This window comes from Clostridium sp. TJA085 (genome assembly GCF_058310235.1).
On the sequence record NZ_JBZEEZ010000001.1, the window covers coordinates 637,467 to 663,204 of the forward strand.

Here is a 25,738-nt window from a genome sequence, read left to right on the forward strand (position 1 = left end):
CTATCTTTATTGCTTATTATTTTTCCTTTATTTCATTTCCTGGAATTAATCCTAAATTATTTATACTTTCACTATTTTCACTACTTCCTACAAAATCTATAAATTCCTTTGTAAGTCCATTAGCTTCACCTTTTGTATACATGTGCCCCCATGACCAGAAATCATAATTTCCAGATTTAATATTTTCAGCAGTTGCTTCTTTTCCATCTATTTTAATTAAATTTAATGTATTTTTTGCTTCTTCATTATTCATATATGATAGTGCCACATAACTTATTGCTCCATTATTTTGTTTCATAGCATTTAATACAGCACCATTACTATCTTGTGTAGCTCCTATTGAATCATTTTCTAATTTTTTATTTCCATCTAATATCTTCTTTGTAAATGTTGCTCTTGTTCCTGATGATGTAGGCCTGTGAACTACTAATATTTCTAAATCCTTTCCTCCAACCTCTTTCCAATTCTTAATCTTCCCTGAAAAAATATCTTGTATTTGTTTCTTTGTTAAATTTTCTATTCCAGAATTTTTATTAACAACAACACCAAAACCTTGCGCTACAACTTTATGATCTACTAATTGACTTGCTTGTTCCTTTGTAAGCTTATCTTCTGCGTAAACATCTGAGTTTCCTATATTAACAGAACCTTCTAAAACTTGAGTAAGTCCGGTTCCTGAACCTCCTGCTTGTGCATTTATAGTATTTCCAGGTTTTATTTCATTAAATTTTTCTATTGATTGTTCCATAAGAGGCAAAAGTGCTGATGATCCACTTATTGTTATAGAGCTACCATTTTCTGTACTTCCACAACCAACAAATAATCCTCCTGTAATAACTACTGCTAATGTGGCTACTAACATTTTTAAATTTTTCTTTCTCATAAAATATAACCTCCTTAAAAATCCCTTTACTCATTTATTTTTATAATTTGACTATATATTAATAATATCTTTTGAAAGTTAAGGTATTATTATACTAAAGTTAAGTTGTTTTATATTAGTGTTAAATGAGTTTAACAATTAAATAAAAAAGACGAACTTTTATTTTTAAAAGTTCGTCTTTTATTTATATATGTTTTATTTTAAATGTAAATTCTGTTCCCTTTAAAACTTCAGAATCAACACTTATCTCTCCTCCAAAAGTTTTTACAATATGTTTAACTATTGCAAGACCAAGTCCAGTACCCCCACTTTTTCTTGCTTTATCAACTCTGTAAAAACGTTCAAATATTCTAGGAAGGTCTTCTTTTGGTATTCCTATACCATTATCTTTCACCTTAAAATAATAATATTCTTTATCTGAAAAACTTTTTACATTAATTTTAGTATTATTATTTGAATATTTTATAGAATTTTCTATTATGTTTATAACTATTTGAAGAAACTTATCTTTCTGTCCTAAAATAAAATCATTATTATCAGATTCAAAATTTATATATATATTCTTTTTTCTTGCATGTTCACTTAATATATTTATTGCATCTGTTATTATTCCATCTGGAAAAATTTCTTCTAATTCTTCTACTGGATTATTTTCTAAATCAGAAAGAACTAAGATATCACTAATAAGTCTAGTAAGCCTTTCTGTCTCTTTATCTATTATATCTAAAAATTTAATTTTAGTTTCTTCATCTTCAACATATCTTAATGTTTCAGCAAAACCTTTTATTGACGTTAATGGAGTTTTTAATTCATGAGATACATTAGCTACAAACTGACTTCTTATATTTTCAAGTCTTTTCATTTCTGTTATATCTTGAATTGCAATAACTCTACCAATTTTTTTATATCCATTTATAACTATAGCTTTCTTTATTTTCAAAAATCTTCTAAATGGTTTTTTTATTTTAACTTGTGTTTCATCAACAGTTTCATTATTTAAAATTTCTTTTATTCTTTTATCTTCTATACAATCATTTAAATATTTTCCTGTAACATCTACATTTATTCCAAATATCTTTTGAGCATAAGGATTTATAGTTATTATTCTATCTTCATTGTCTACAGCTATAACTCCACTTTGCATAGATTTTAATATTGACTCAAGTCTATTTTGTTTATCAACGACTTCATTTATTTTACTTTGAAGCTGATCTGCCATATTATTAAATGTTTTACCTAGTTGTCCTAATTCATCATTTGAGACTACATTTACCCTTGTTTGTAAATTTCCATGAGCTATTTTCCAAGTAACACTTTCTAAATGTTTTATTGGATCTACAATTATTCTAACTAACTTAAGAGCTAAAGCTATAGATAATAATAAAACAATTATTAAAGTTATAATATAATATTTAGTATTTTTAACTTGAAATATATTTGTTGTAGGCTCTTCAACTCCACTTATTATTGTATCTCCATTAGAAAGCTTAGTTCCACAATAAATCATATTTATTTTTTTATTTTCATTATATTTATCTAAATAACCTACACCTTTATTTTCAGCTTCTTTTATTATTGAAGCATAACTTATATTTGCTTCATTTCCTGATGAATTAAATTTTATATTCCCATCTTTATCAATTATAGTTAATTCTATTGTTTTCCCATTTATTTTAAATAAACCTAATTTACTAGCATTTTCTATATCTAATTCAGAAATTATAGAGTTATATTCTTTTAACATGCTTTTAGAATTTTCTATTTCCTGTATACTGTAAAGAGCCATAAATGAAGATGTTATTATAACTAAGGCAAAAACTACTGTTATTATTACAGAAGTTATTATTTTTTTCTTCATAAATATTACCCGTTAAATCTATATCCAACCCCTCTTATAGTTTCTATAAGCTTAGGGTTTTTATCATCTTCTTCTATTTTTTTTCTTAAATATCTAATATGCACATCTACTGTTCTTGTCTCTCCAATATATTCATATCCCCATATTTTATCTAATAAAATTTCTCTCTTTAAAATTTTGCCTTTATTTCTTATTAATATTTCTAATAATTCAAATTCTTTTAATGTCATATCTATCTTTTTATTATTTATAGTTACTTCATGTCTTTCAAAATCTATTTTTAATCTTCCATTATCATAAATATCTTCTTTTTTATTTGATTCTAAAGGAGCACTTCTTCTTAAAACAGCCTTAACTCTTGCCAAAAGTTCCCTTATAGAAAATGGTTTTGTTATATAATCATCAGCTCCAAGTTCTAAGCCTAATATTTTATCTAGTTCTTCTCCTTTTGCAGTAAGCATTATTATAGAAATATTACATGTATCATTATTTCTTTTTATTTCTTTACATACATCAAATCCATCCATTCCAGGTAACATTAAATCTAATAATATTAAATGAGGCTTTTCATTTTTAGCGATATTAAGTGCATCTACTCCATTATTTGCCCAAATAACTTGATATCCCGCATTTTCTATATTGAATTTTAAAAGTTCTAATATATGTTCTTCATCATCTACAATTAATATTTTTTCTTTTGACAACTTAATCACCTCTATTTTAATATTGCAAATGTAAATAGTCTTCCGTAAGATCCATCAGATTTCCTATATGAATGTAATTTTATATCTTTTTCACAATAAGTACAAAGAGGTATACTTTTTATATTTTCATCATTAACCCCACAATCTTTTGCATCTTTTTCTATACAAGCTTCTAAGTTTAAATTTCTTCCATCAAATAATATATCTTTATCTATATCTTTCTCTTCTATAAATCTTTCTTTTAAATCTTCTGATATTTCATAACAGCATTTTCTTATATGAGGGCCTATATAAACTTTAGTATTTTTATGGTTAACGCCATAAACTTCAGTCATTTTATCTAAACAAACTTTTGTTATAGACTTAATAGTTCCTTTCCATCCACTGTGGACTGCACCTATAACTCCGTACTCCTCATTTACAATAATTACAGGTACACAATCAGCAGTAAATACTCCAATTAAAACATTTTTTAAATTTGTAATTATACCATCACCGCTATTTTCATTAAAATTTTCTTCACCATTATAAATTAAAACTTCATCTGAATGAATTTGATTTAAATATACTATTTTATCTACATTGAAATCTTTCTTTAAATTATTTAATGTATCTATTCCTTCTAAAGTATTTCTATTAAAACTTTTATTTTTTTCAGCAGTTGAAAATACAACTGAACTTTTTTCATTATCAATAACTAAAAAATCATCTTTTTTACAAATATTATCTAAATTTAAATTTTTCATTTTTCCCCTCCAACTCTTTTAATATTATTTTAACATTTACTAAATTTATTATCTATTTAATAATATATTTTTTACCTATCTTTAACGTAAAAAAGCATACTAATTCTATTTTAGAACTAATATGCCAATTCCTTATCTCATTAATCTATTTATTTCTTCCATAAAGGTATTAATATCTTTAAACTGCCTATAAACAGAAGCAAATCTAACATAAGACACTTCATCTATCTTTTTTAGCCTTTCCATAACCATTTCTCCTATGTAATTTGATTGAACTTCTGTCATCATTTTATTTGATATAGTCTTTTCAATATCTTCTGCAATATCTTCTATTTGCTTGCGTGAAATAGGTCTTTTTTGACAGGCTATTATCAATCCGTTTACTATTTTTTCCTTATTAAAGTTTTCTCTAGTTAAATCTTTTTTTATAACTAAAATTGGAATATCCTCTACTTTTTCATAAGTTGTATATCTTTTATTGCAATTTAAACATTCTCTTCTTCTTCTAATTGTAGTATTATCATCTGTTGATCTTGAATCGACTACTTTACTTTCTTGAAAAGAACAAAAAGGGCATTTCATAGATAATTCCCACCTTTCTGTACAGTAATTGACTTATTCTATATCGTTATTATACATATTTTTCTCTTTTATGGCTAGATACTATCTGTAAATATTATCATCTCGCCCTAAAATATTTGAATTATCCATAGAAACTAATATCACATCTAACCCAATCTTCTCTATATTTTCCCATGGTATTTCTATTTCCTCTCCTTTCGAAAACCACCCTTTGTTTTCTCCTGGAATAATTAATGACTCAACTTTATCATTCTCACAATCTAATTTTATATCTACAATAAATCCTAATTTTGTTCCAGAATTTATATCTATAACCTCCATACTTTTCATAGAATTTATTGAATGTAAATTTTCCTCCATATATAACACCCCCATATGTTAAATTTATATTCATTATTTTATAAATTATTATATTTACATGAAAAAAGAACTCTCATAAGAGTTCTTTTTTAAACATACTTCCTCATGTGTTTAAGTGCTGTCTTTTCTAGTCTAGATACTTGAGCTTGAGATATTCCTATCTCATCTGCAACCTCCATTTGTGTTCTACCTTTAAAAAATCTAAGATTTAATATTAATTTCTCTCTATCAGTTAACTTTTTCATTGCCTCATTTATGGATATATTTTCAAGCCAACTATCATCAGTATTTTTAGAGTCGCTAATTTGATCCATAACATATATAGCATCTCCACCATCATGATAAATAGGTTCAAATAAAGAAACTGGATCTTGTATTGCATCTAATGCAAAAACAACTTCTTCTCTTGGAATTTCAAGTTCTTTAGCAATTTGAGAAACATTTGGCTCTCTATTGTTATCTTTTACAAGTTTATCTCTAACTAATAGTGCCTTATATGCTATATCTCTTAATGACCTGCTAACTCTTATTGAATTGTTATCTCTTAGATATCTTCTTATTTCACCAATTATCATAGGTACAGCATAAGTTGAAAACTTAACATTTTGAGATAAATCAAAATTATCTATAGCTTTCATAAGCCCTATACATCCAACTTGAAATAAATCATCAACATTTTCGCCTCTATTATTAAACCTTTGAATAACACTTAATACAAGTCTTAAATTACCTTTTATAAAAGTTTCTCTAGCACTATTATCACCAGACTGCATTTTTAATAAAAGTTCTCTTTTTTCCTTTTCTTTAAGTATAGGAAGTTTTGCAGTGTTTACTCCACATATCTCTACTTTATTAATGATCAAAGTCATCAACTCCTTTGGAAGTAATTTCATCACAGTAGAAAGTATTTCCGTAAGGAGTAACTTTTATACTAAAGACAACCTAAACCATTTTACTTATTTCTTTTTTTAATCTACTTATTATCTTTTTTTCTAATCTTGATATATATGATTGTGATATTCCAAGTATATCAGCTACCTCTTTTTGTGTTTTTTCGTTATTACCATTTAAACCAAATCTTAATCTAACAATTTCTTTTTCTCTCTCATTTAAATTTTTAAGAGCAATAAACAATAACTGCTTATCTACTTCATCTTCTATTAAATTATATACAATATCATTATCAGTTCCTAATATATCAGATAATAATAATTCATTTCCATCCCAATCTATATTAAGAGGTTCATAAAATGAAATTTCAGCTTTTATTTTATTATTTCTTCTTAAATACATAAGTATTTCATTTTCAATACATCTTGATGCATAAGTTGCAAGCTTTATTTTTTTATCTGGTTTAAATGTATTTACTGCTTTTATTAATCCTATAGTTCCAACTGAAATTAAATCTTCTACATATACTCCTGTATTTTCGAACTTTCTTGCTATATATACAACTAATCTTAAATTTCTTTCTATTAATATACTTCTTATTCCTTCATCTCCATCACTTAATTTATTAACTAAATCTTCTTCTTCTTCTTTGCTAAGAGGTGGTGGTAATGCATCATTTCCTCCAACATAATGAAGTTTTTTTCTACACAAACCTAATTTCTCAAATATCCTATTTAATAAAAGTTTTATATTAACCATATTCTCCTCCTTGATATTAATAATAATTTATATTACTCCCCTTGGTATCAATGCATTAAAATCATTTTCTCTACTTAAATTATCTTTGCATGGACATAATATAGCATCTACAACCTTAAATGTTTGTCCACTTTTTTTAAGTTTCATATTGTCTACTCTAAACCCTTTTAAAACTCCATCATATCCTATAGCACTATAAGGAATATGATATAAACCATAATTTTCTAAATTTATTTCATTTAAATAAACTTCTTCTACCAATATACATGGTAAATTTGTTATAGGCTCTCTAAGTTCATTTCCAGAATCTAAAAAACCTTTTATTTTTAAAATTTTATTTTCAACAGAAAATTCAACATCATAATAAAAATTATTAATAATATTTTTTTCTCTTATATATGTTGTTATTCTCTCTAATGTTATACATAATATAGATAAACTTAAAATCAAATATTTTATTTTAAAATTATTTATCATAATACCATTTTTTATAGAATACTCATTAGTCATAATTGCAATTTTAAAACAAATTCCACTTAACACACAGGATGATACTATAAATACAATCCCACTTTTTAAAGACTTTATAAACCTCTTATTATTAAGAGGTATGTAAGCTATAGCTATTGCTACAATAATTTGAATTATATTATTTGATAAAAAACTTATTTCTTCTATAACCATTGTTAATGTATATAAAGAACCTAAAATAGCTGATAGTAAACACATTTTAAAAGAATATTTTTCCCTAATAATTTTATAAGTAGTTAATAACAAAAATAAATTTACCAAAAAATTTTCAATAAGTAGTATATCTATATATATATTCACTTACATTCCCCCTTAATAAAATTATATAACTATATATTTCAAAATTTTGTCAATTTAATTGATATAAACATAACTTTTTAAATCATTTTTTTTACATTTGATTACATAAAATATTATATTAAAATAATTTTTAACTTTTTATTTTTCATAAATCACAAATTTAAAATAAAAAAAGAGAGATTTTAAAAAAATCTCTCCTTATTATTATTTATTTATTTTGTTATCATCTATAGAAACATGTGCTTGACTCTCTGGTAAACTTTCTTTCTTTTTTTGCACTATAGATAAATTTGTTTTAAAAGACATTTTTGTTTCTGTAAACTTTGGTTTATCATAAATAAAGTCATTGTTACCTGTATATAAATATTTCATTTCTTCCATTTGTTGCCCTATTTCTTGTGCATACCATGGTGTAGTTGCATATTGATGCCACATTAATGATTCATTAGGTGAATATCTCATTTTATATAAAGTATTTTGTTTATATTTTGAACTATTAACATAATTACTTGATACAAAATTAGCAGCACCTTCTATTGCTTTATCAACACTTGTCCATCCATGATTATAAGCATATGTTGTTCCAAGTATTAAAGCTCTATTTGGAAATGCTTTAGAATTATCATATGCACCTATTCCAAATAAATTATATACAGTTACAGGTTTTTGCAACTTTATCATTTTATAACCAATTAATTCACCTTTACTATTTTTTATTTCATGATTAGTATTTGCTATCTCTGTTATCTTAACTCCTTTTGCTAAAGTGCTCTTTCCATACCCTGTTTCATGTATTGATTGGGCTGCAAAATATAATGGATCTATATTAAATTTTTTTGCTGAATTTACAAATGCACTAGCATGACCAATTAAAACTCCCGCATTATGTGCTTTAAAATAATCATTTAAACCATTAACGCTAATATTTCTATATTCATCTAATCTTAAATATTGTAATTGATTAGTAGCTTTTGCTGGATTTATATACTTTTCATAAAAATTATAATCATATGATGAGTTTCTTGATTTTTGTAATTTTATATATGAATCCATTGACATATTATAATTAGTATATATAACATTTTTTTCATTTGGCTTTTCATTTTGTATATCATCTTTTGAAACTTCTTTTATATATTCTTTTGAAGAGTATCCAGTTACGCTTGAATCTTTGATTTTATAAAATCCATTTTCTTCTCCTAGTATTTCAACTATTTCTCCGTTTCTTAAGTTTCCTATTATTTTTGATGAAGTACTAGGTTTTTCTCTAATCCTTAATTCACTATTTACCTTAACTTTCCCATATCTCTCTTTTAATTCTGGTTTACTTTCAGGCTTAACTTCAGGTTTTGCTTCAGGTTTATTATCCGGTTTAATTTCTGGTTTACTATTAGAATTATTTTTTGGATAAAATTTAACATAATCTTCATGAATATATCCACTTATACTACCTTTTTTTATTTTATACCACTTTCCATCTTTTCCATTAACATCAAAGTTTTCTCCAGGTAGTAAATATCCTACAACACCATATTGTGTTCCTGGTCCTTTTCTTACTCTTAAATTACTTGTAACATTTATAACTTTTCCTGTTCCTTCATATTTATTAACACTAGAATTATTACTACTATTATTGTTGTTACTATTATGATTGCTACTATTACTATTATTGCTATTACTACTATTATTACTTGTTACTTTTACATAATCTTCATGAACATATCCATGTCCATTTTTATATTTTATTTTGTACCATTTTCCTGACTTTTCTATTATGTCAAGTTTACTTCCATTTTTTAAGTAACCTATTGTTTCTGAACTTGTTGATGCACCTTTTCTTACTCTTAATTCACTTGTAATATTTACTACTACCCCTTGCTTTGTAACGCTTTCTGTTGGTTTATTATTCTGATTACTATTACTACTATTGCTGTTACTACTATTATTACTTGTTACTTTTACATAATCTTCATGAACATATCCATGTCCATTTTTATATTTTATTTTGTACCATTTTCCTGACTTTTCTATTATGTCAAGTTTACTTCCATTTTTTAAGTAACCTATTGTTTCTGAACTTGTTGATGCACTTTTTCTTACCCTTAATTCACTTGTAATATTTACTACTACCCCTTGCTTTGTAACGCTTTCTGTTGGTTTATTATTCTGATTGCTATTACTACTATTGCTGTTACTACTACTATTATTACTTGTTACTTTTACATAATCTTCATGGACATATCCATATCCATTTTTATATTTTATTTTATACCATTTCCCTGACTTTTCTATTATGTCAAGTTTGCTTCCATTTTTTAAGTAACCTATTGTTTCTGAACTTGTTGATGCACCTTTTCTTACCCTTAATTCACTTGTAATATTTACTACTACCCCTTGCTTAGTTACTTTATCTACCTTATTACTTTTATTATCATCATTTAAAGTTACTTTGGCATAATCCTTGTGAATATATCCTTCATTTTTTCCAGCTTTAATTTTATACCATAATCCATCCTTAGCTAAAACATCAAAAGCTTGTCCTTCTTTAAGATATCCTATTATCTCACTATTTATACTAGCTTTTTTTCTTATTCTAAGATTAGTTTCTACATTTATAACTTTACCCTTTCCTATTATATGTTCTGAAACAATAGAAGATTTATTTACAGTTGCAAAAGTCTTCTCATTGTTTAACGCCAATGAAGTTGTCGTTGTTGCCGCTAATAAAAACAACATAGTTGATATCTTTTTTTTATTCATAACAATCTCTCCATATAAAATATTTTTTTACATTTTTTATCTCATTATTTTTAATTTTAACATAATTTTCTTATACATAAAACATTTTTGACTTTTAAATCACTCACTTTTTTTACCTTTTTGTAACCTTTTCTAAAAAAATAAAGCTTTAGATATAAATATCTAAAGCTTTTAAAACCAATTTAATAATATTTTTAAATTTTAATTTGATCTTCTTGGTCTTCTTAAAAATGTTGGTATTGATAAATCTTCTTCAGTATAAGTTATAGTTGAGCTTACTGTTTCCTCTGAAGAAGTTGCTGCAACTTCTTCTTTTGGTTCTACAACAGTTTCTTCAACTTGTTTGCTTATTTGTTTTTTCACTTCAACTTTAGGTGTTTCTTTTGGAAGTGCACCTATTCCATCTTCTTCAAACCCTGTTGCTATAACAGTAATTCTTATTTCATCTTGAAGAGTTTCATCAATAACAGCACCAAATATTATGTTTGCATCAGCATCAGCAGCTTCTCTTACTACATCTGCAGCTTCATAAACTTCTAATGCTCCAAGATCTGCTCCACCTGTAAAGTTAAGTATAACTCCAGTTGCACCTTCTATTGAAGTTTCAAGTAGTGGTGAAGCAATAGCCTCTTTAACAGCATCAGATGCTCTATTATCGCCTTTTCCATGACCAACACCCATATGTGCTAATCCTTTATCTAACATAACAGCTTTTATATCAGCAAAGTCTGCATTAACTACTCCAGGAATAGTTATAAGGTCTGATATCGCTTGCACACCTTGTCTTAAAACATCATCAGCTAATCTAAATGAATCTAAAAGTGTTGTCTTTTTATCTGCCATAAATAATAATCTTTCATTAGGGATTATTACTAATGTATCAACTTTTTCTTTTAACTTTGCAATACCCATTTCAGCATGTCTCATTCTTCTCTTTCCTTCAAATGGGAAAGGTTTAGTTACAACACCTACTGTAAGAATTTCTAATGATTTAGCAATTTCAGCAACAACTGGTGCAGCACCTGTTCCTGTTCCACCGCCCATTCCAGCAGTAATAAATACCATATTAGCACCTTTAATAGCTGCTGTAATTTCTTCTCTACTTTCTTCTGCTGCTTTTTGTCCAATTTCAGGGTTAGCTCCTGCTCCTAATCCCTTAGTAAGCTTTTCACCTATTTGTATTTTTTGATTTGCATGTGATAGCATAAGGGCTTGTTTATCTGTATTGATAGCTATAAATTCTACATTCTTTAATCCTTCAACTATCATTCTATTAACAGCGTTACTTCCTCCGCCTCCACAGCCTATGACTTTTATATTAGTTAATTCTTGCATATCAACTTCAAAATCTAACAAAACAATTCCTCCTTTAGAAAATATCCTCTAGTAAACTTCTTATTTTTCCTATAATGCCAGTATTCTTTTTTTTCTTATCGTCGTGACCTAAATCTTCTATTTCATAATTAGCGTTAACATCAATATCACTTATTTCCTCAAATTTTAAAGTATTACCTTTAACATCTTTTGTAAAATCTTCACATATTAATTCTACCCTATCATGCACCTCTTTAACAATAGCTAAAGAAGTAATATTTGAAAGATTTTGCATATTAAAATCACTTTTTGTAATTATATTAACTTTGTAATCTATCATTTCACTTACTAACGCTTTTATATTTTCAAAATTGGTTAAAGAATCACTACATAAAATTATACTACATAAATCGTTATAATGACTAGTATTTTTTAATTCATTATTTACATAATTAAGAATTTCTTCAATTCTTGCCTCACACACTTTAAAATATAATTCCTTATGAATACTTTTACCATCTATAAGTATTTCTTTTTGTAAATCATCATTTAAAATACTTACATAATTATTGCTATATTCACACTTAACTAATTCAGCCTCTTTATTTGTTAAACCTGCACATATTGAAAGATCACTTGTAATATTATTTCCACCTAATGGAATAGAAATAAGTTCCTTTATAACTCCGTCTTTAAATATACCAATTTCAGTTAATCCAGCTCCACTATCTACTATGGCCTTTTCGCCTAATTCTTCCTTAAATAAAAATATATTTCTTAATGAATTTATATTAGAAATAAATCCCTTAATATTATACCTTGTATCTATGCATAAAGTTTTATATTTATTTAATGTATCTCTATTACATAAAAAAACAGTAACGTTAACATATATATCTCCTAATACATCTTTAGGAATTTCTAATTTTACATCATCACCTATTTTATAATAATTTATTGATACATCACATATTCTCTCATCTTCACTTAACTCTATGCTTTCTTGTAAGTTTAATATTGATTCTTTTAAATTTTTCAAAAAATTATTATGAGTATTTGTTACTTTTATTTCATATTCTTTTAACTTTAAATCTGAAGATGGTAACCCTATGTAAATATCATAAATCTTTTCATTAATTTCTTCCTCTAATTTATATAAAACTTCAAGAAAACTTTCTTTACATGCTTTACTATCAACTATCTTTCCTCTATCAATCCCCTTAGAGTAAACACAAGAACTTCCTAATATTTCAACTTCTTCACCTAGTCTTGATATACCACTTGATGCAGAAATTTTTTGTGTTCCTATATCTACCGCTGTCACTAAAAATTCTTGCATTTTTCTTACATTACCTCCTCATTATATCTTACATTTATATATTCAACATATATTTTTAAATTCCTCTTTATTTTATTTACTTAATTAAATTATTAATATTTAAAAATAATAAAATAAAAATATGACCATTGTAAATGGTCATATTTAAAATTTCATCATTCTATTAATCATCTCTTTATCTAAAGCATATGTAATCGCAACTTCTTTATCTATAATTCCTAAATTAATAAGATCTACTAAATACATATCCATTGTTTTCATACCGAATTTACTACCTGTTTGTATGACAGATTGTATTTGATGTGTTTTACCTTCTCTTATTTGATTTTGAATTGCAGGATTTATTATCATAGTTTCAAATGCAGCCACTCTATTGTTATTATCTATAGTTTCAATTAATTGTTGTGATATTACTCCTTGTAAAACCGAAGCTAACTGAACTCTAATTTGTTGCTGTTGATATGGAGGAAAAACATCTATAATTCTATCTATTGTTTGAGTAGCTCCAATAGTGTGCAATGTAGAAAGAACCAAATGACCTGTTTCTGCAGCTGTAATTGCAATAGAAATAGTTTCTAAATCTCTCATTTCACCAATAAGTATAACATCTGGATCTTCTCTTAATGCTGCTCTAAGTGCATTTTTATAACTCTTACTATCTCTTCCTATTTCTCTTTGATTTATTATACTCTTTTTATGCTTGTGAATATATTCTATGGGATCCTCTAATGTTATTATATTTTCACTTCTAGTTGAATTTATTTCATTTATCATTGCAGCTAAAGTTGTACTTTTTCCACTACCAGTTGGTCCAGTTACTAAAATAAGTCCTCTTCTTTTAGCTACTAATTCTTTAATTATATTAGGATGATTTAACTCTTCTAGTGTAGGAACATCTAAAGTTATACTTCTTATAGCTATAGCATCACTTTCTAATTGTCTAAATACATTAACTCTAAAACGTCCTACTCCTTCTAGGGAATAAGAACTATCTATTTCTCCATTTTCAATATATTTTTCAAATTTATTTCCTAATAATTCTTTTGAGAAACTTCTCAAATCATCTTTGCTTAGTTTTTCTTCACTAACAGATTTTAATTTTCCGTTTATTCTAAGCATAGGTGCTAAATCAGCTGTTAAATGTAAATCTGAAGCTTTACATCCAATAGTTTTTTCTAAAAGTTCTTTTAAAGTATACATTTTTGTCCTCCGAATTTTTAATTTGTTTTTTATAATATATAAAATATTTATAGACTTATGTTATTTTCCCATATAAAACTTTTTGTAATTTTTTTAAGGCTTTTTTTTCTATTCTTGAAACATAGGACCTAGATATATTAAGCTTTGCCGCTATTTCTCTTTGAGTTTTACTTTTTCCATCTTTAAGTCCATACCTCATAACTATTATATCATGTTCTCTTTCTGTAAGTATTTCCTCCATTTTTTTATATAATGCTGTAACTTGAAGATTACTCTCAACTTTTTCTATTACAGAATCTTTATCGCTACTTAATACATCAATCAAACATATTTCATTTCCCTCTTTATCTATTCCTATAGGGTCTTGTAAATAAACTTCTCCTTTTTGCTTTTTATTATTTCTAAAAAGCATAAGTATCTCATTTTCAATACATCTTGATGCATAAGTTGCAAGTCTTGTTCCTTTATCTACGTCAAATGAGTCAATCGCTTTTATTAGTCCTACAGTTCCTATTGATATAAGTTCATCTACATCTTTATTTGGAAATGAATATTTTTTTACTATATGAGCTACTAATCTTAAGTTTCTTTCAATTAAAACACTTTTCGCCCCTTTATCCCCCTCTTTTAATCTTCTTAAATATTTTTCCTCTTCTTTTTCATTAAGAGGTGTTGGGAAAGTGTTATTATTAGATACATAACCACTTAAAAATATTGTATTGCATAAAAGCTCGATAAAATTTGATATTACTAACACTTTCTTCCTCCTTATAGTGCTTACTAATATCATATGACTTTTCTTCTTAAAACTTGCTATTATAAAAAATATATTTTTTATTTTTTACCAAGTTCTAAAACAATATCTTTAAATATAGGTGCAGCAGTGTTTCCTCCTCCTACACTTTCTTCTTCAATTAAATCAGGTAAAAATACTATCATAGTATACTCCACATTATTTATTGTAAAATATCCTGCAAACCATCCATGTGTTGTTCCTCTACCACTTGATGATGATCCTGTTTTTCCTCCAATATCAAATCCTTCAATATAAGCATTCTTTCCTGTTCCATTTAATACAACTTCCTTCATATCATTTTTCACTAATTTACTTGTTGTTTCAGTAAATATTCTTTCTTTAGTTGTATTGTATTTCTTTATATTTTTATCATCATTATCTAATATACTATCAACTATATAAGGTTTTATATAAACGCCGTCATTTACTATAGTGTTTATAGCTCCAAGCATTTGAATAGGAGATACATTCATTGCTTGACCTATTGATATAAGAGCTATTTTATTATTATTTTTAGGATCATCATTTAATGGTTTTATTCCTGAAGTTTCATTTTTATTTTCACCTTGAAAATTCAAAACTTTTTCAAACAATCCAACTCTTTCACTATATTGCATTAACTTATCATAACCAACTTTTCTTCCTATTGCCCCAAATACGTCATTACATGATTTTACTAAGCCTTCTTTTATAGTTAATGTTCCATGAACCTTTCCATTACACATCTTACCATTACATGAAACAGTATTATATGGAGTTATAAACCCCTCTTCTAATGCAGATGCATAAGTTATTACTTTATATATGGAACCTGGTTCATATCCAGCACCTTCAATTCCTAAATTTATATTTGCTTGACTCTCATCTTTTTGAACCATAGCTTTTATTTTTCCTGTATTGCTTTCAATTAATGTAACACCAACATTTTTATAATCTAAATATTCTTCTTTTAATAGAACTTTTCTTATATCTTCTTCTATTTCTTTATCTACAGTTAATTTCACATTTCTATTTTCCTTATTTAAATTCAGTTCATTTATTGAGTAAGTATTTTTTTCATCTAAATAAAAGTTCTTTTTAGGAACAACATTATTTTTTATATTATTAAAAATTTCTTCATTTAAAGATCCCTTTACAAAATTATCTTCATATATATTTGAAAACATGGAACTTACAGACCAAGCTTCTTTCATATCTATTTCATCACTTACAAATGTATATACACCTTTTAAATTATTTAACTTATTTATTTTATTATATGTTTCTTCCGATATTTCATAATATAACTTTCCCTGACTTCTCATAACATCTGTATAATTAAATTCTTCATTTTCTGCTTTCATTATAAAGTTAAGAGCCATTAAATCTTCTAAAGTTTCTCCATAATTATTCAAACTAAATGGTCTTGAATCAATAACTAAAACATATTTCTTCTTATAGCTCATTAAATCTTTTCCATTTGTATCTAAAAGCATATATTTACTATTACTTATATTTTCTGTTTGATGATTTTTATAATTTGATTCAACTCTTTCTGTGGGATGAATAGTTAAAAAATATAATCTAACTGAAAGAATAGTAAATACACATATAATAAAACCTAATATCCAATTATATCTTCTTGTATTCTTTTTTTTCATAAAAAGGAAACACCTCCTCCTAGCTAATTCTTGACTAAGAAAAGGTGTTTTATTCAACCTAGTTTAATATATCTTTAATTTTTGAAACTAAGATATCTATTGCTACCTTATTGTGTCCACCTTCTGGAACAATTATATCAGCATATCTCTTAGTTGGTTCAGTAAATTGCATATGCATTGGTCTAACTACTGAAAGATATTGTTCAACAACTGAATCTACAGTTCTTCCTCTTTCATTTATATCTCTTACAAGTCTTCTTAAAATTCTTATATCAGCATCTGTATCAACATAAACTTTAATATCTAATAAATCTCTAATTCTTTCATCTTCAAGTACTAATATACCTTCAACTATTATTATGTCTCTTGGTTTTACTAAATTAGTGTCTTTTGCTCTATTATGTAATGTAAAATCATAGATTGGCTTTTCAATTTCTTTACCTGCTATTAAATCCTTTAAATGTTCTACTAATAAGTCATTATCAAAAGCTCTTGGATGATCATAATTAGTCTTTGTTCTTTCTTCCATGCTTAAATGACTTTGATCTTTATAATAAGCATCTTGTTGTATCATTGCGATACATTCTTCATTAAAGCTATTAAATATTTCATCAGCTATTGTACTTTTTCCTGATCCTGTTCCACCAGTAATTCCAATAAGTATAGGTTTTTTCATTAAATTACCTCCTAGTTGTTAACAATCTCTAAAGATTCTTTTTGTTTAATTAGCATATCATTTACTTTTAATGGAGTATCAACTTTCATTTTAAAAATCATATGTGCTCTATTTGCAACATCTGTTTCAGTATTTTTTTCAACATCATACATTGATCCCATTTCTATTGAAAAATTAGATGTATAAGGTCTTAAAATATCAACTTTATCTCCCTTAAACACTCTATTTTTTTGTATTATTGTAGCAATTTTAGTTTCTTCATCATATTCTTTTACCATTCCAACTATATCATAATCTCTTATATATGATGAATCATCATAATTTTGTTCTCCAGTTTTTCCAAAGTAGAATCCTGTATGATAAGGTCTATGACTAACCTTTAATAATATATCCATCCATTCTTGCTTAAATTCATAGTTTTCTGGATCTTCAAAGTAGCTATCTACAGCTTCTCTATAAGCTTTAACAACTGATGCTACATAGAATTCACTCTTCATTCTACCTTCAATCTTAAATGAATATATTCCACTTTGAGCTAATTCAGGTATATGTTTTATCATACATAAATCTTTTGAATTCATTATGTAAGTTCCTTTATCATCTTCTACAACTGGGAAATAAACACCTGGTCTTGTTTCTTCTACAAGATGATATTTATATCTACAAACATTAGCGCATGTTCCTTTATTAGAATCTCTTCCTAATAAATAATTTGATATTAAACATCTTCCTGAATATGCTATACACATTGAACCATGTACAAAAGCTTCTAAATCACAACCTTCTGGTAAGTTATCTCTAAATCCGTATATTTCATTGAAAGACATTTCTCTAGCAAGAACTATTCTTTTAACTCCTAAGTCATACCAAAATTTAGCTGCTCTCCAGTTAACTGTATTAGCTTGTGTACTTAAATGTATTTCAAAATCAGGAGCTACTTCTCTAGCAATTGCAATTATTCCAGGATCTGAAACTATAATAGCATCTACACCTAAGCTTTCAAGTCCTTTTATGTAATCTTCAACACCTGTTAAATCAAAGTTACGAGGGAAAACATTCATAGTTACATAAAGTTTTCTTCCTCTATCATGACAGTATTTAACACCTTCTGCAATTTCTTCATTTGTGAAGTTACCTGCAAAAGCTCTTAAATTCAATCTATTTCCACCTATATAAACAGCATCAGCTCCAAAATCTACTGCGATTTTTAATTTTTCAAGATTTCCAGCTGGTGCTAAAATTTCTGGCTTTCTCATTTAAAAATTACCTCCTCTTTGTTATAGCAATTCCATCGCTCATTGGAATTACAGATGTAATTAAATTTTCATCTTCAGAAACCATCTCTAAATATGTTCTCATTCTTTTAACTATAGTTATTTTTCTTCTTTTAACTAAGTCTTGAGATGCAACCATTCCTCTAAATAAAACATTATCGGCTATAATTATACCATCTTTTTTTAAAAGTCTTAAGCAATGAGGTAAGAAATGATTGTAATGGCCTTTTCCTGCATCCATAAATATTAAATCAAATTCTTCATCTAATTCTTCTAATATTTGAAGACAATCCCCTTCTTTTATAGTGATTTTATCTTCCAAATTATATTTTTTTATATTTTGCTTTGCAAGATCAATCATTTCTTTACTTCTCTCTATAGTAATAATATCAGGATTTGTTTTTGCAGCTTCATACATAAGTATAGCTGAATACCCTATGGCTGTTCCAAGCTCTAGTATCTTTAGAGGTTTTTTCATACTAACCATAAACTCTAAAAATTTACCTGCTTCTTTTTGTACTATAGGAACTCCATTTTCTTTTGCGAATTGTTCAAGTTCTTTAAATTTACCAGTGCTTTCACCAATTAATCCCCTTAAATAATCCTCCATATAATCATAAGTAATTCCGCTCATAATTGCCTCCAATAAAATTAATATCCAAATTCAGATTTCTTTTTTTCAAAATCTAAATAGCTATTTGTAAAATAATGTTCTCCTTTTTTAGGATCCAACAAATAATATAAATACTCAGTTTTAGCTGGTTTTAGAGCCGCAATTAAAGATGCTTTTCCTGGACTTGCAATTGGTCCAACTGGCAAGCTTTTAACCTTATAAGTATTGTATGGTGAATTTATCTCTAAATGTTTATAAAGAACCTTATCAACATGCTTACCTAAAGCATATATAACTGTTGCATCTATTTGTAATGGCATACCTTTTTGTAATCTATTATCAATTACTGATGAAATTAAAGGTCTATCCTTTTCTGTTCTAGCTTCTTTCTCAATTAAAGATGCCTTTGTAACAATTGAATATATCTTATCATCTGGTACAGTTACTCCTGTTTCTTTTTCAACTTCCTTAAAAACTTTTAAAAATTCATCATTCATAGTTTTTATAACTTCATTTGGAGTAACTCCTATTTTAAACGAATATGTATCTGGATATAAAAAACCTTCTAATGGATATCTAACATCCTTATTATTTTTTATGTAACTTGGAAGTTTATAATTCTTAACAGCTTCTAAAAATGCTTTTTTAGTAAATAATCCTTTTTCCTCAAATAGATCTCCCATTTGGTCAATTGTATAACCTTCTGGTATAACAACATTTACAACTTTTTCAGTTTCTAGTTCTTTTATAAAATCTTTTAAAGATATATCACTATTTATTGTATATGTGCCTTCAACTAACTTAGGATTAACCTTATTAATTTTTAAGTAAAGTTTAATAAAAGCCTCATTTTTTATTAATCCTTTTTCTTTTAAATCATTTAATAAAGTATAAAATCCTTCCCCTTTATCTATTTTAATAACTATTTTATCATTGCTAGATTTTAAGGGATTGTTTACAGTATTAGCGTACATAAAAACTATAGAACCTAAAATTATTGCAATTAACACGCAAATAATTATTAATTTACCCTTAGATTTCTTCATAAAATCCCCCTATATATAAAAGTAAATAGCCAGTATTTCGGCTATTCACTTTATTATAATACTTTTTTTTCATTTTATAAAGATACAATTTTAGACTATTACTTTTTGCTTCTTGATAATCTTCTTCTTCTTTCAGCACTATCTAAAACAGTTTTTCTCATTCTTACGTTTTCTGGAGTTACTTCTACTAATTCATCACTATTTATGAATTCTAAAGCTTTTTCTAAGCTCATTTGAATTGGTGGAACTAATTTAATTGCTTCGTCAGCTCCTGATGATCTTGTATTTGTAAGTTTTTTACCCTTACATACATTTATATCAATATCATCTGCTCTACCACAAACTCCAACTATCATACCTTGATATACTGGTGTTCCTGGTTCTATAAATAATGATCCTCTTTCTTGAGCATTGAATAATCCATATGCAATAGCATCTCCTTGTTCGAATGATACAATTGATCCTCTGCTTCTTCCTGGAATTTCTCCTTTATATGGCTCATATCCATGGAATACATGGTTCATTATACCGTTACCTTTTGTATCAGTCATGAATTCATTTCTAAATCCAATAAGTCCTCTTGCTGGAATTACAAATTCTAATCTTGTATATCCATTTACAGCAGAAGTCATATTAACCATTTCACCTTTTCTTGGTCCAAGTTTTTCCATTACAGGTCCCATGAATTCTTCAGGTACATCTATAGTTAAATATTCCATTGGCTCTAATTTTTTGCCGTCTTCTTCTTTGAATATAACATTTGCTTTTGATACTTGTAATTCGTATCCTTCTCTTCTCATAGTTTCTATAAGAACTGATAAATGAAGTTCTCCTCTTCCTGATACTTCGTAACAATCTGGAGTTATTTCTCTAACTCTTAAACTTACATTTGTTTCAAGTTCTTTCATTAATCTATCTCTTAAATGTCTTGAAGTTATAAAATCTCCTTCTTGACCTGCAAATGGTGAGTCATTTACCATAAAGTTCATGCTAAGTGTTGGTTCATCAATTTCAACAAATGGTAATGCTTCTGGGTTTTGAGCATCAGCTATTGTTTCACCTATATTTGCATCTGAAACACCACTTAAAGCTATAATATCTCCCATTGAAGCTTCGTTAACTTCTTCTCTCTTTAATCCATTATATCCAAATAATGAAGTAACTTTATAATTTGAAGTACTTCCATCTTTTCTAACTAATGCAACTTGTTGATTTTTCTTAACAGTTCCTCTATGTATTTTACCGATTGCAATTCTTCCAACAAATGCATTTGAATCTAATGTAGTAACAAGCATTTGTAATGGTCCATCTACATATCCTTCTGGACATGGAACATGCTTTAATATTGTTTCAAATAAAGGAGTCATGTTTTCATTTGTATCTTCAACATTATATCTTGCAAAACCATTTCTTGCTGAAGCATACACTATTGGGAAATCTAATTGCTCATCATCTGCTCCTAGCTCTAAGAATAATTCGAAAACTTCATCAATAACTTCTTCTGGTCTAGCATCTGGTTTATCAATCTTATTTATAACTACTGCTGGTTTTAATCCTAACTCTAATGCTTTTTTAAGAACGAACTTAGTTTGTGGCATTGGACCTTCATATGAATCAACAACTAATAAAACTGAATCAACCATTTTAAGTACACGTTCAACTTCTCCACCAAAATCTGCGTGTCCTGGAGTATCAACTATGTTTATTTTTACACCATTGTATCTTACAGCTGTATTTTTTGAAAGAATTGTAATTCCTCTTTCCTTTTCTAAATCATTTGAATCCATAGCTCTTTCTTCTACTTTTTCATTTTCTCTAAAAGTATGGCTATCTTTTAATAATGCGTCAACTAATGTAGTCTTACCATGGTCAACGTGGGCTATAATAGCAATATTTCTAATATCTTCTCTTTTAATTAATTCCATTCTCTTCCTCCAAAATTAGCTTTACTTATATATTTTTTCTATATATTTTTCTATGTAAACCTATAATATTTTTTTTCAAAAAGAAAATTGGATACTCGTGTACCCAATTCTCGCACTATTTTATATTCTAATATTTACTTTTTAAAAAGTCAACATAAATGATTGTTAATTAAGGTATTAGCTTTCTATATTTCCATTATTATTGGAAGTATCATAGGCTTTCTCTTAGTTTTTTCATATAAGAAATTTCTAAGTTCATCTCTGATTCTGCTCTTTATAGTAGCCCAATCAGTAATTTTTGATTTTTCACATTCATTTAATACTTCTTTTACAATTTCTCTAGCATCATCCATAAGGCCTTCAGATTCTCTAACATATACGAATCCTCTAGAAATTATGTCTGGTCCTGCAATAACTGATGCACTCTCCCTATCTAAAGTAACAACAACAGTTAATATACCATCTTGTGATAAATGCTTTCTATCCCTTAAAACTATGTGACCTACATCTCCAACACCTAATCCATCTACAAGGATTTGCCCTGATGATACAGTACCATTTTTCTTAATTGAATTACGAGTGATTTCAATTAAATCTCCTGTTTCAGGTAAAACATAATTTCTATGATTTAATCCAACACTTACAGCAAGTTCAGCATGTTGTTTTAAGTGTCTAAATTCTCCATGAACTGGAACAAAAAATCTCGGTCTTACTATAGTTTGCATAAGTTTTAATTCTTCTTGACAAGCATGACCTGAAACATGGACATTCTCATCTGAACCATATATAACTTCTGCACCTTTTTTGAATAATCTATTTATTACCTTTGATACTAACTTTTCATTACCTGGAATAGGAGTTGCTGATATTATTACAGTATCCCCTTCAACTATAGTTATCTTTCTATGTTCAGCAGCAGCCATTCTAGCAAGAGCTGACATTGGTTCTCCTTGACTTCCTGTTGTTATAATAACCATTTCTTCGTTTTTGTATTTTGCACTACCATCAATAGTTACTAAAGTATCTTTTTGTATTTTTAAGTATCCAAGTTCAATTGCCACTTGTACTATATTTTCCATACTTCTTCCTGATACAGCAACTTTCTTTCCATACATTTCCGCAGCAGTTATTATTTGTTGAATTCTATGAACATTTGAAGCAAATGTAGCAACTATAATTCTACCTTTTGCTTTTCCAAATAACCTTTTTAAATTTTCACCAACAACACTTTCAGACTTAGTATATCCTGGACGTTCTACATTTGTAGAATCAGCCATCATTACAAGTACTCCTTTTCTTCCTAATTCAGCAAGTCTTGCAAAATCTGTTCTTCCACCATCTATAGGAGTATGATCTATTTTAAAATCTCCTGTGTGTAAAACAACACCAAGTGGCGTGTGAATAGCAATAGCTACTGAATCTGCTATTGAGTGGTTTGTTTTGATGAATTCAACAGTTACATTTTGTAACTTTATTTTATCTTTTGGCTTTACTCTAACAAGTTGTGTAGTATCTAAAATTCCGTGTTCTCTTAATTTAGTTTCTACAATACCTAAAGTAAGCTTAGTTCCATATACAGGTACATCTAATTGCTTTAATACATATGGCAGTGCACCTATATGGTCTTCATGTCCGTGAGTTAAAAATATTCCTCTAACTTTTTCCTTATTTTTTAATAAATAAGATATATCTGGTATTACGATATCTATTCCGTACATATCAGCTTCTGGAAATTTTAATCCACAATCTATTACTACTATATCATCTTTGTATTCAATGACTGTAAGATTTTTTCCAATTTCATCTATTCCGCCAAGAGGAATTATTTTAACCTTAGCTTTTTCATTCTTCATATTTCCCCTCCTTATTTAAGAATATATATAAACAAAAGAATTCTTCTCTTAATATTTAAAGAGACATCCTTTAATTTTTCTCTCCCTTATTACACTCATCACATATACCATAAAATTTTACGCTGTGATCTTGTATTTTAAATTTATATTTTGTTTCTATTCTATGTTCTAATTCTTCTAATAAATCTTCTTCAACTTCAAAAACTTTGTTACATTGGTTGCAAATTAAATGGTGATGTCTATGTTCTTCATCTTGGTGAATAATTTCATATCTACTACATCCGTCGCTTAAATCTAACCTTGATAACAATTTAACTTCCTCAAGTAACGCAACAGTTCTATATACAGTTGCTAAGCCTATTTCCGGACAATCTTTTTTTACTTCATCATATATTTCTTCAGCAGTAAGATGTCTTCCTTCGTTTTTTATAATAGTATCTACTATTGCTCTTCTTTGAGGAGTTAATTTATATCCTTTTTCTTTTAAGTTTTCCTTAAGTTCTTGCATATCCACGGAAACTGTGCTTCCCATTTACAACACCTCTTTTCATGTCTATTATTCTTCTTGCATTAATAAGTTATAAGCTTCTTCCACCATTGCAAATTCTGCTTCATCCTCTATATTTATAAGAGTATCTTCTCCTTCTTCGTCAGAAACAACTTTAAGTACTACTGCTTCTTCTCCCTCTTCATCAGCTGGAGTTAAAACAACATATTCGCTATTTAAATCATCTATCTTAAAAAAGCTAACTACTTTAAATTTTAATTCATTTCCTTCTTCATCTAATAAATCAATGTATTCTATATCTTTTTCCATTTTCCGCATCTCCTTTTTTTATATTTTAATTATATTTGTTTTATTTTGTCAATAATTATTTTCATTTAATAATCATTTATTTTCTTGATATTCTATCTAAATATCCTTGTAATATATACGTTGCAGCAACTTTATCAACTATTTTCTTTCTTTTTCCCCTTGATAAATCTGCCTCAAGCATAGCTCTATGAGCAGCTACTGTTGTAAGTCTTTCATCCCAAAATACTATTTCTAAATCAATTGCTTCTTTAAGTAAATTACTAAACTCTTGTATTTTTTCTCCTGCAAAGCCAATGGAACCATCCATGTTTTTTGGAAGTCCTACAACTATAGTTTCTACAGAATACTCATTACATATTCTCACAACTTCTTTTACATCATCAGTTTTTTTTGTTCTTCTTATAGTTGTTATACCTTGGGCTGTAAAACCAAGTGGATCTGAAATTGCAACTCCTATAGTTTTCTGTCCAACATCTAATCCTAATATTCTCATATTATCTCCTCTAAAACAAAAGATGCCCTTCAACAGGGCACCTTGTTTATTTTATCTCTAAATAAGATTTTATAACTTCTTCAAGAATTTCATCTCTTTCAAGTTTTCTTACTAAAGCTCTTGCTCCGTTGTAATTTGTAATGTAAGTAGGGTCTCCTGATATTAAATAACCCACAAGTTGATTAATTGGATTATACCCTTTTTCTTGAAGTGAATTATAAACCTCTGTTAAAATGGCCTTTGTTAGCACTTCTTTATTCTTTGATACATCAAATTGCATTGTATGTTCTAAATTATTGCTCATACTCCTCGCTGCTTTTAGCAGCTCACCCCCTTACCTAATTGTTAAAGGAAATCTATATATTCAATAGTATTATC

25 protein-coding genes are annotated in these 25,738 nt (G+C 27.3%); all 25 read right to left on the minus strand.

The window, feature by feature from the left end:
• Positions 1-16: 16 nt before the first annotated feature.
• The 25 genes from AC4FQW_RS03425 to AC4FQW_RS03545 all read right to left on the minus strand — a co-directional run bounded on the left by AC4FQW_RS03425 (position 17) and on the right by AC4FQW_RS03545 (position 25,664).
• A complete protein-coding gene (locus AC4FQW_RS03425) occupies positions 17-883 on the minus strand; it encodes a phosphate ABC transporter substrate-binding protein (protein ID WP_491147237.1) in 867 nt (288 codons plus the stop codon).
• 184 nt (positions 884-1,067) lie between these two features.
• Complete coding sequence (locus AC4FQW_RS03430) at positions 1,068-2,741, minus strand: HAMP domain-containing sensor histidine kinase (RefSeq protein ID WP_491147239.1); 1,674 nt, start codon at positions 2,739-2,741, stop codon at positions 1,068-1,070.
• A 5-nt stretch (positions 2,742-2,746) separates the two neighbouring features.
• Positions 2,747-3,445: a response regulator gene (locus AC4FQW_RS03435; RefSeq protein ID WP_491147240.1), complete on the minus strand. Its 699-nt coding sequence runs from the start codon at positions 3,443-3,445 to the stop codon at positions 2,747-2,749.
• Between the two features lie 11 nt (positions 3,446-3,456).
• Positions 3,457-4,191 carry a peptidoglycan editing factor PgeF gene (pgeF, locus tag AC4FQW_RS03440; RefSeq protein ID WP_491147242.1) on the minus strand — a complete coding sequence of 245 codons (735 nt, stop codon included), beginning with the start codon at positions 4,189-4,191 and terminating at the stop codon, positions 3,457-3,459.
• A gap of 132 nt (positions 4,192-4,323) precedes the next feature.
• Positions 4,324-4,773 (minus strand): transcriptional regulator NrdR, encoded by a 450-nt coding sequence (gene nrdR, locus AC4FQW_RS03445; RefSeq protein ID WP_303126964.1) that lies wholly within the window; start codon positions 4,771-4,773, stop codon positions 4,324-4,326.
• An 81-nt stretch (positions 4,774-4,854) separates the two neighbouring features.
• Positions 4,855-5,133: a YlmC/YmxH family sporulation protein gene (locus tag AC4FQW_RS03450; protein WP_303126962.1), complete on the minus strand. Its 279-nt coding sequence runs from the start codon at positions 5,131-5,133 to the stop codon at positions 4,855-4,857.
• Between the two features lie 89 nt (positions 5,134-5,222).
• A complete protein-coding gene (gene sigG / locus AC4FQW_RS03455; RefSeq protein ID WP_303126960.1) occupies positions 5,223-5,996 on the minus strand; it encodes an RNA polymerase sporulation sigma factor SigG in 774 nt (257 codons plus the stop codon).
• A 79-nt stretch (positions 5,997-6,075) separates the two neighbouring features.
• On the minus strand, positions 6,076-6,783 hold the full coding sequence (gene sigE, locus AC4FQW_RS03460; RefSeq protein ID WP_303126958.1) for an RNA polymerase sporulation sigma factor SigE: 708 nt from the start codon (positions 6,781-6,783) through the stop codon (positions 6,076-6,078).
• Positions 6,784-6,810: 27 nt separating this feature from the next.
• Positions 6,811-7,614 carry a sigma-E processing peptidase SpoIIGA gene (locus tag AC4FQW_RS03465; protein ID WP_491147244.1) on the minus strand — a complete coding sequence of 268 codons (804 nt, stop codon included), beginning with the start codon at positions 7,612-7,614 and terminating at the stop codon, positions 6,811-6,813.
• 204 nt (positions 7,615-7,818) lie between these two features.
• Positions 7,819-10,374: an SH3 domain-containing protein gene (locus AC4FQW_RS03470; RefSeq protein ID WP_491147245.1), complete on the minus strand. Its 2,556-nt coding sequence runs from the start codon at positions 10,372-10,374 to the stop codon at positions 7,819-7,821.
• Positions 10,375-10,575: 201 nt separating this feature from the next.
• Positions 10,576-11,730: a cell division protein FtsZ gene (ftsZ, locus tag AC4FQW_RS03475; protein WP_303126952.1), complete on the minus strand. Its 1,155-nt coding sequence runs from the start codon at positions 11,728-11,730 to the stop codon at positions 10,576-10,578.
• 13 nt (positions 11,731-11,743) lie between these two features.
• Positions 11,744-13,027 (minus strand): cell division FtsA domain-containing protein, encoded by a 1,284-nt coding sequence (locus AC4FQW_RS03480; protein ID WP_491147247.1) that lies wholly within the window; start codon positions 13,025-13,027, stop codon positions 11,744-11,746.
• A gap of 144 nt (positions 13,028-13,171) precedes the next feature.
• Positions 13,172-14,227 (minus strand): type IV pilus twitching motility protein PilT, encoded by a 1,056-nt coding sequence (locus tag AC4FQW_RS03485; protein WP_491147249.1) that lies wholly within the window; start codon positions 14,225-14,227, stop codon positions 13,172-13,174.
• A gap of 55 nt (positions 14,228-14,282) precedes the next feature.
• Positions 14,283-14,984 carry an RNA polymerase sporulation sigma factor SigK gene (gene sigK, locus AC4FQW_RS03490; protein WP_303126946.1) on the minus strand — a complete coding sequence of 234 codons (702 nt, stop codon included), beginning with the start codon at positions 14,982-14,984 and terminating at the stop codon, positions 14,283-14,285.
• Between the two features lie 77 nt (positions 14,985-15,061).
• Entirely contained in the window at positions 15,062-16,663 is a 1,602-nt protein-coding gene (locus tag AC4FQW_RS03495) for a penicillin-binding transpeptidase domain-containing protein (protein WP_303126944.1), read from the minus strand.
• A gap of 58 nt (positions 16,664-16,721) precedes the next feature.
• Entirely contained in the window at positions 16,722-17,339 is a 618-nt protein-coding gene (udk, locus tag AC4FQW_RS03500) for a uridine kinase (RefSeq protein WP_303126942.1), read from the minus strand.
• Between the two features lie 11 nt (positions 17,340-17,350).
• Positions 17,351-18,595, minus strand: a complete 1,245-nt coding sequence (locus tag AC4FQW_RS03505; protein ID WP_491147251.1) for a peptidase U32 family protein — start codon at positions 18,593-18,595, stop codon at positions 17,351-17,353.
• Between the two features lie 7 nt (positions 18,596-18,602).
• On the minus strand, positions 18,603-19,247 hold the full coding sequence (locus AC4FQW_RS03510) for an O-methyltransferase (RefSeq protein ID WP_303126939.1): 645 nt from the start codon (positions 19,245-19,247) through the stop codon (positions 18,603-18,605).
• Between the two features lie 17 nt (positions 19,248-19,264).
• Positions 19,265-20,272: an endolytic transglycosylase MltG gene (mltG, locus tag AC4FQW_RS03515; RefSeq protein ID WP_303126938.1), complete on the minus strand. Its 1,008-nt coding sequence runs from the start codon at positions 20,270-20,272 to the stop codon at positions 19,265-19,267.
• 98 nt (positions 20,273-20,370) lie between these two features.
• Positions 20,371-22,197 (minus strand): translational GTPase TypA, encoded by a 1,827-nt coding sequence (gene typA / locus AC4FQW_RS03520; RefSeq protein WP_303126937.1) that lies wholly within the window; start codon positions 22,195-22,197, stop codon positions 20,371-20,373.
• 185 nt (positions 22,198-22,382) lie between these two features.
• Entirely contained in the window at positions 22,383-24,050 is a 1,668-nt protein-coding gene (locus AC4FQW_RS03525) for a ribonuclease J (RefSeq protein WP_303126936.1), read from the minus strand.
• 70 nt (positions 24,051-24,120) lie between these two features.
• Positions 24,121-24,582 (minus strand): Fur family transcriptional regulator, encoded by a 462-nt coding sequence (locus tag AC4FQW_RS03530; RefSeq protein WP_303126935.1) that lies wholly within the window; start codon positions 24,580-24,582, stop codon positions 24,121-24,123.
• A gap of 24 nt (positions 24,583-24,606) precedes the next feature.
• Positions 24,607-24,867, minus strand: a complete 261-nt coding sequence (locus AC4FQW_RS03535; protein ID WP_303126934.1) for a DUF1292 domain-containing protein — start codon at positions 24,865-24,867, stop codon at positions 24,607-24,609.
• Positions 24,868-24,943: 76 nt separating this feature from the next.
• Positions 24,944-25,360 (minus strand): Holliday junction resolvase RuvX, encoded by a 417-nt coding sequence (ruvX, locus tag AC4FQW_RS03540; RefSeq protein WP_303126933.1) that lies wholly within the window; start codon positions 25,358-25,360, stop codon positions 24,944-24,946.
• A gap of 46 nt (positions 25,361-25,406) precedes the next feature.
• Positions 25,407-25,664, minus strand: a complete 258-nt coding sequence (locus AC4FQW_RS03545; RefSeq protein WP_024614558.1) for an IreB family regulatory phosphoprotein — start codon at positions 25,662-25,664, stop codon at positions 25,407-25,409.
• Positions 25,665-25,738: the final 74 nt, after the last annotated feature.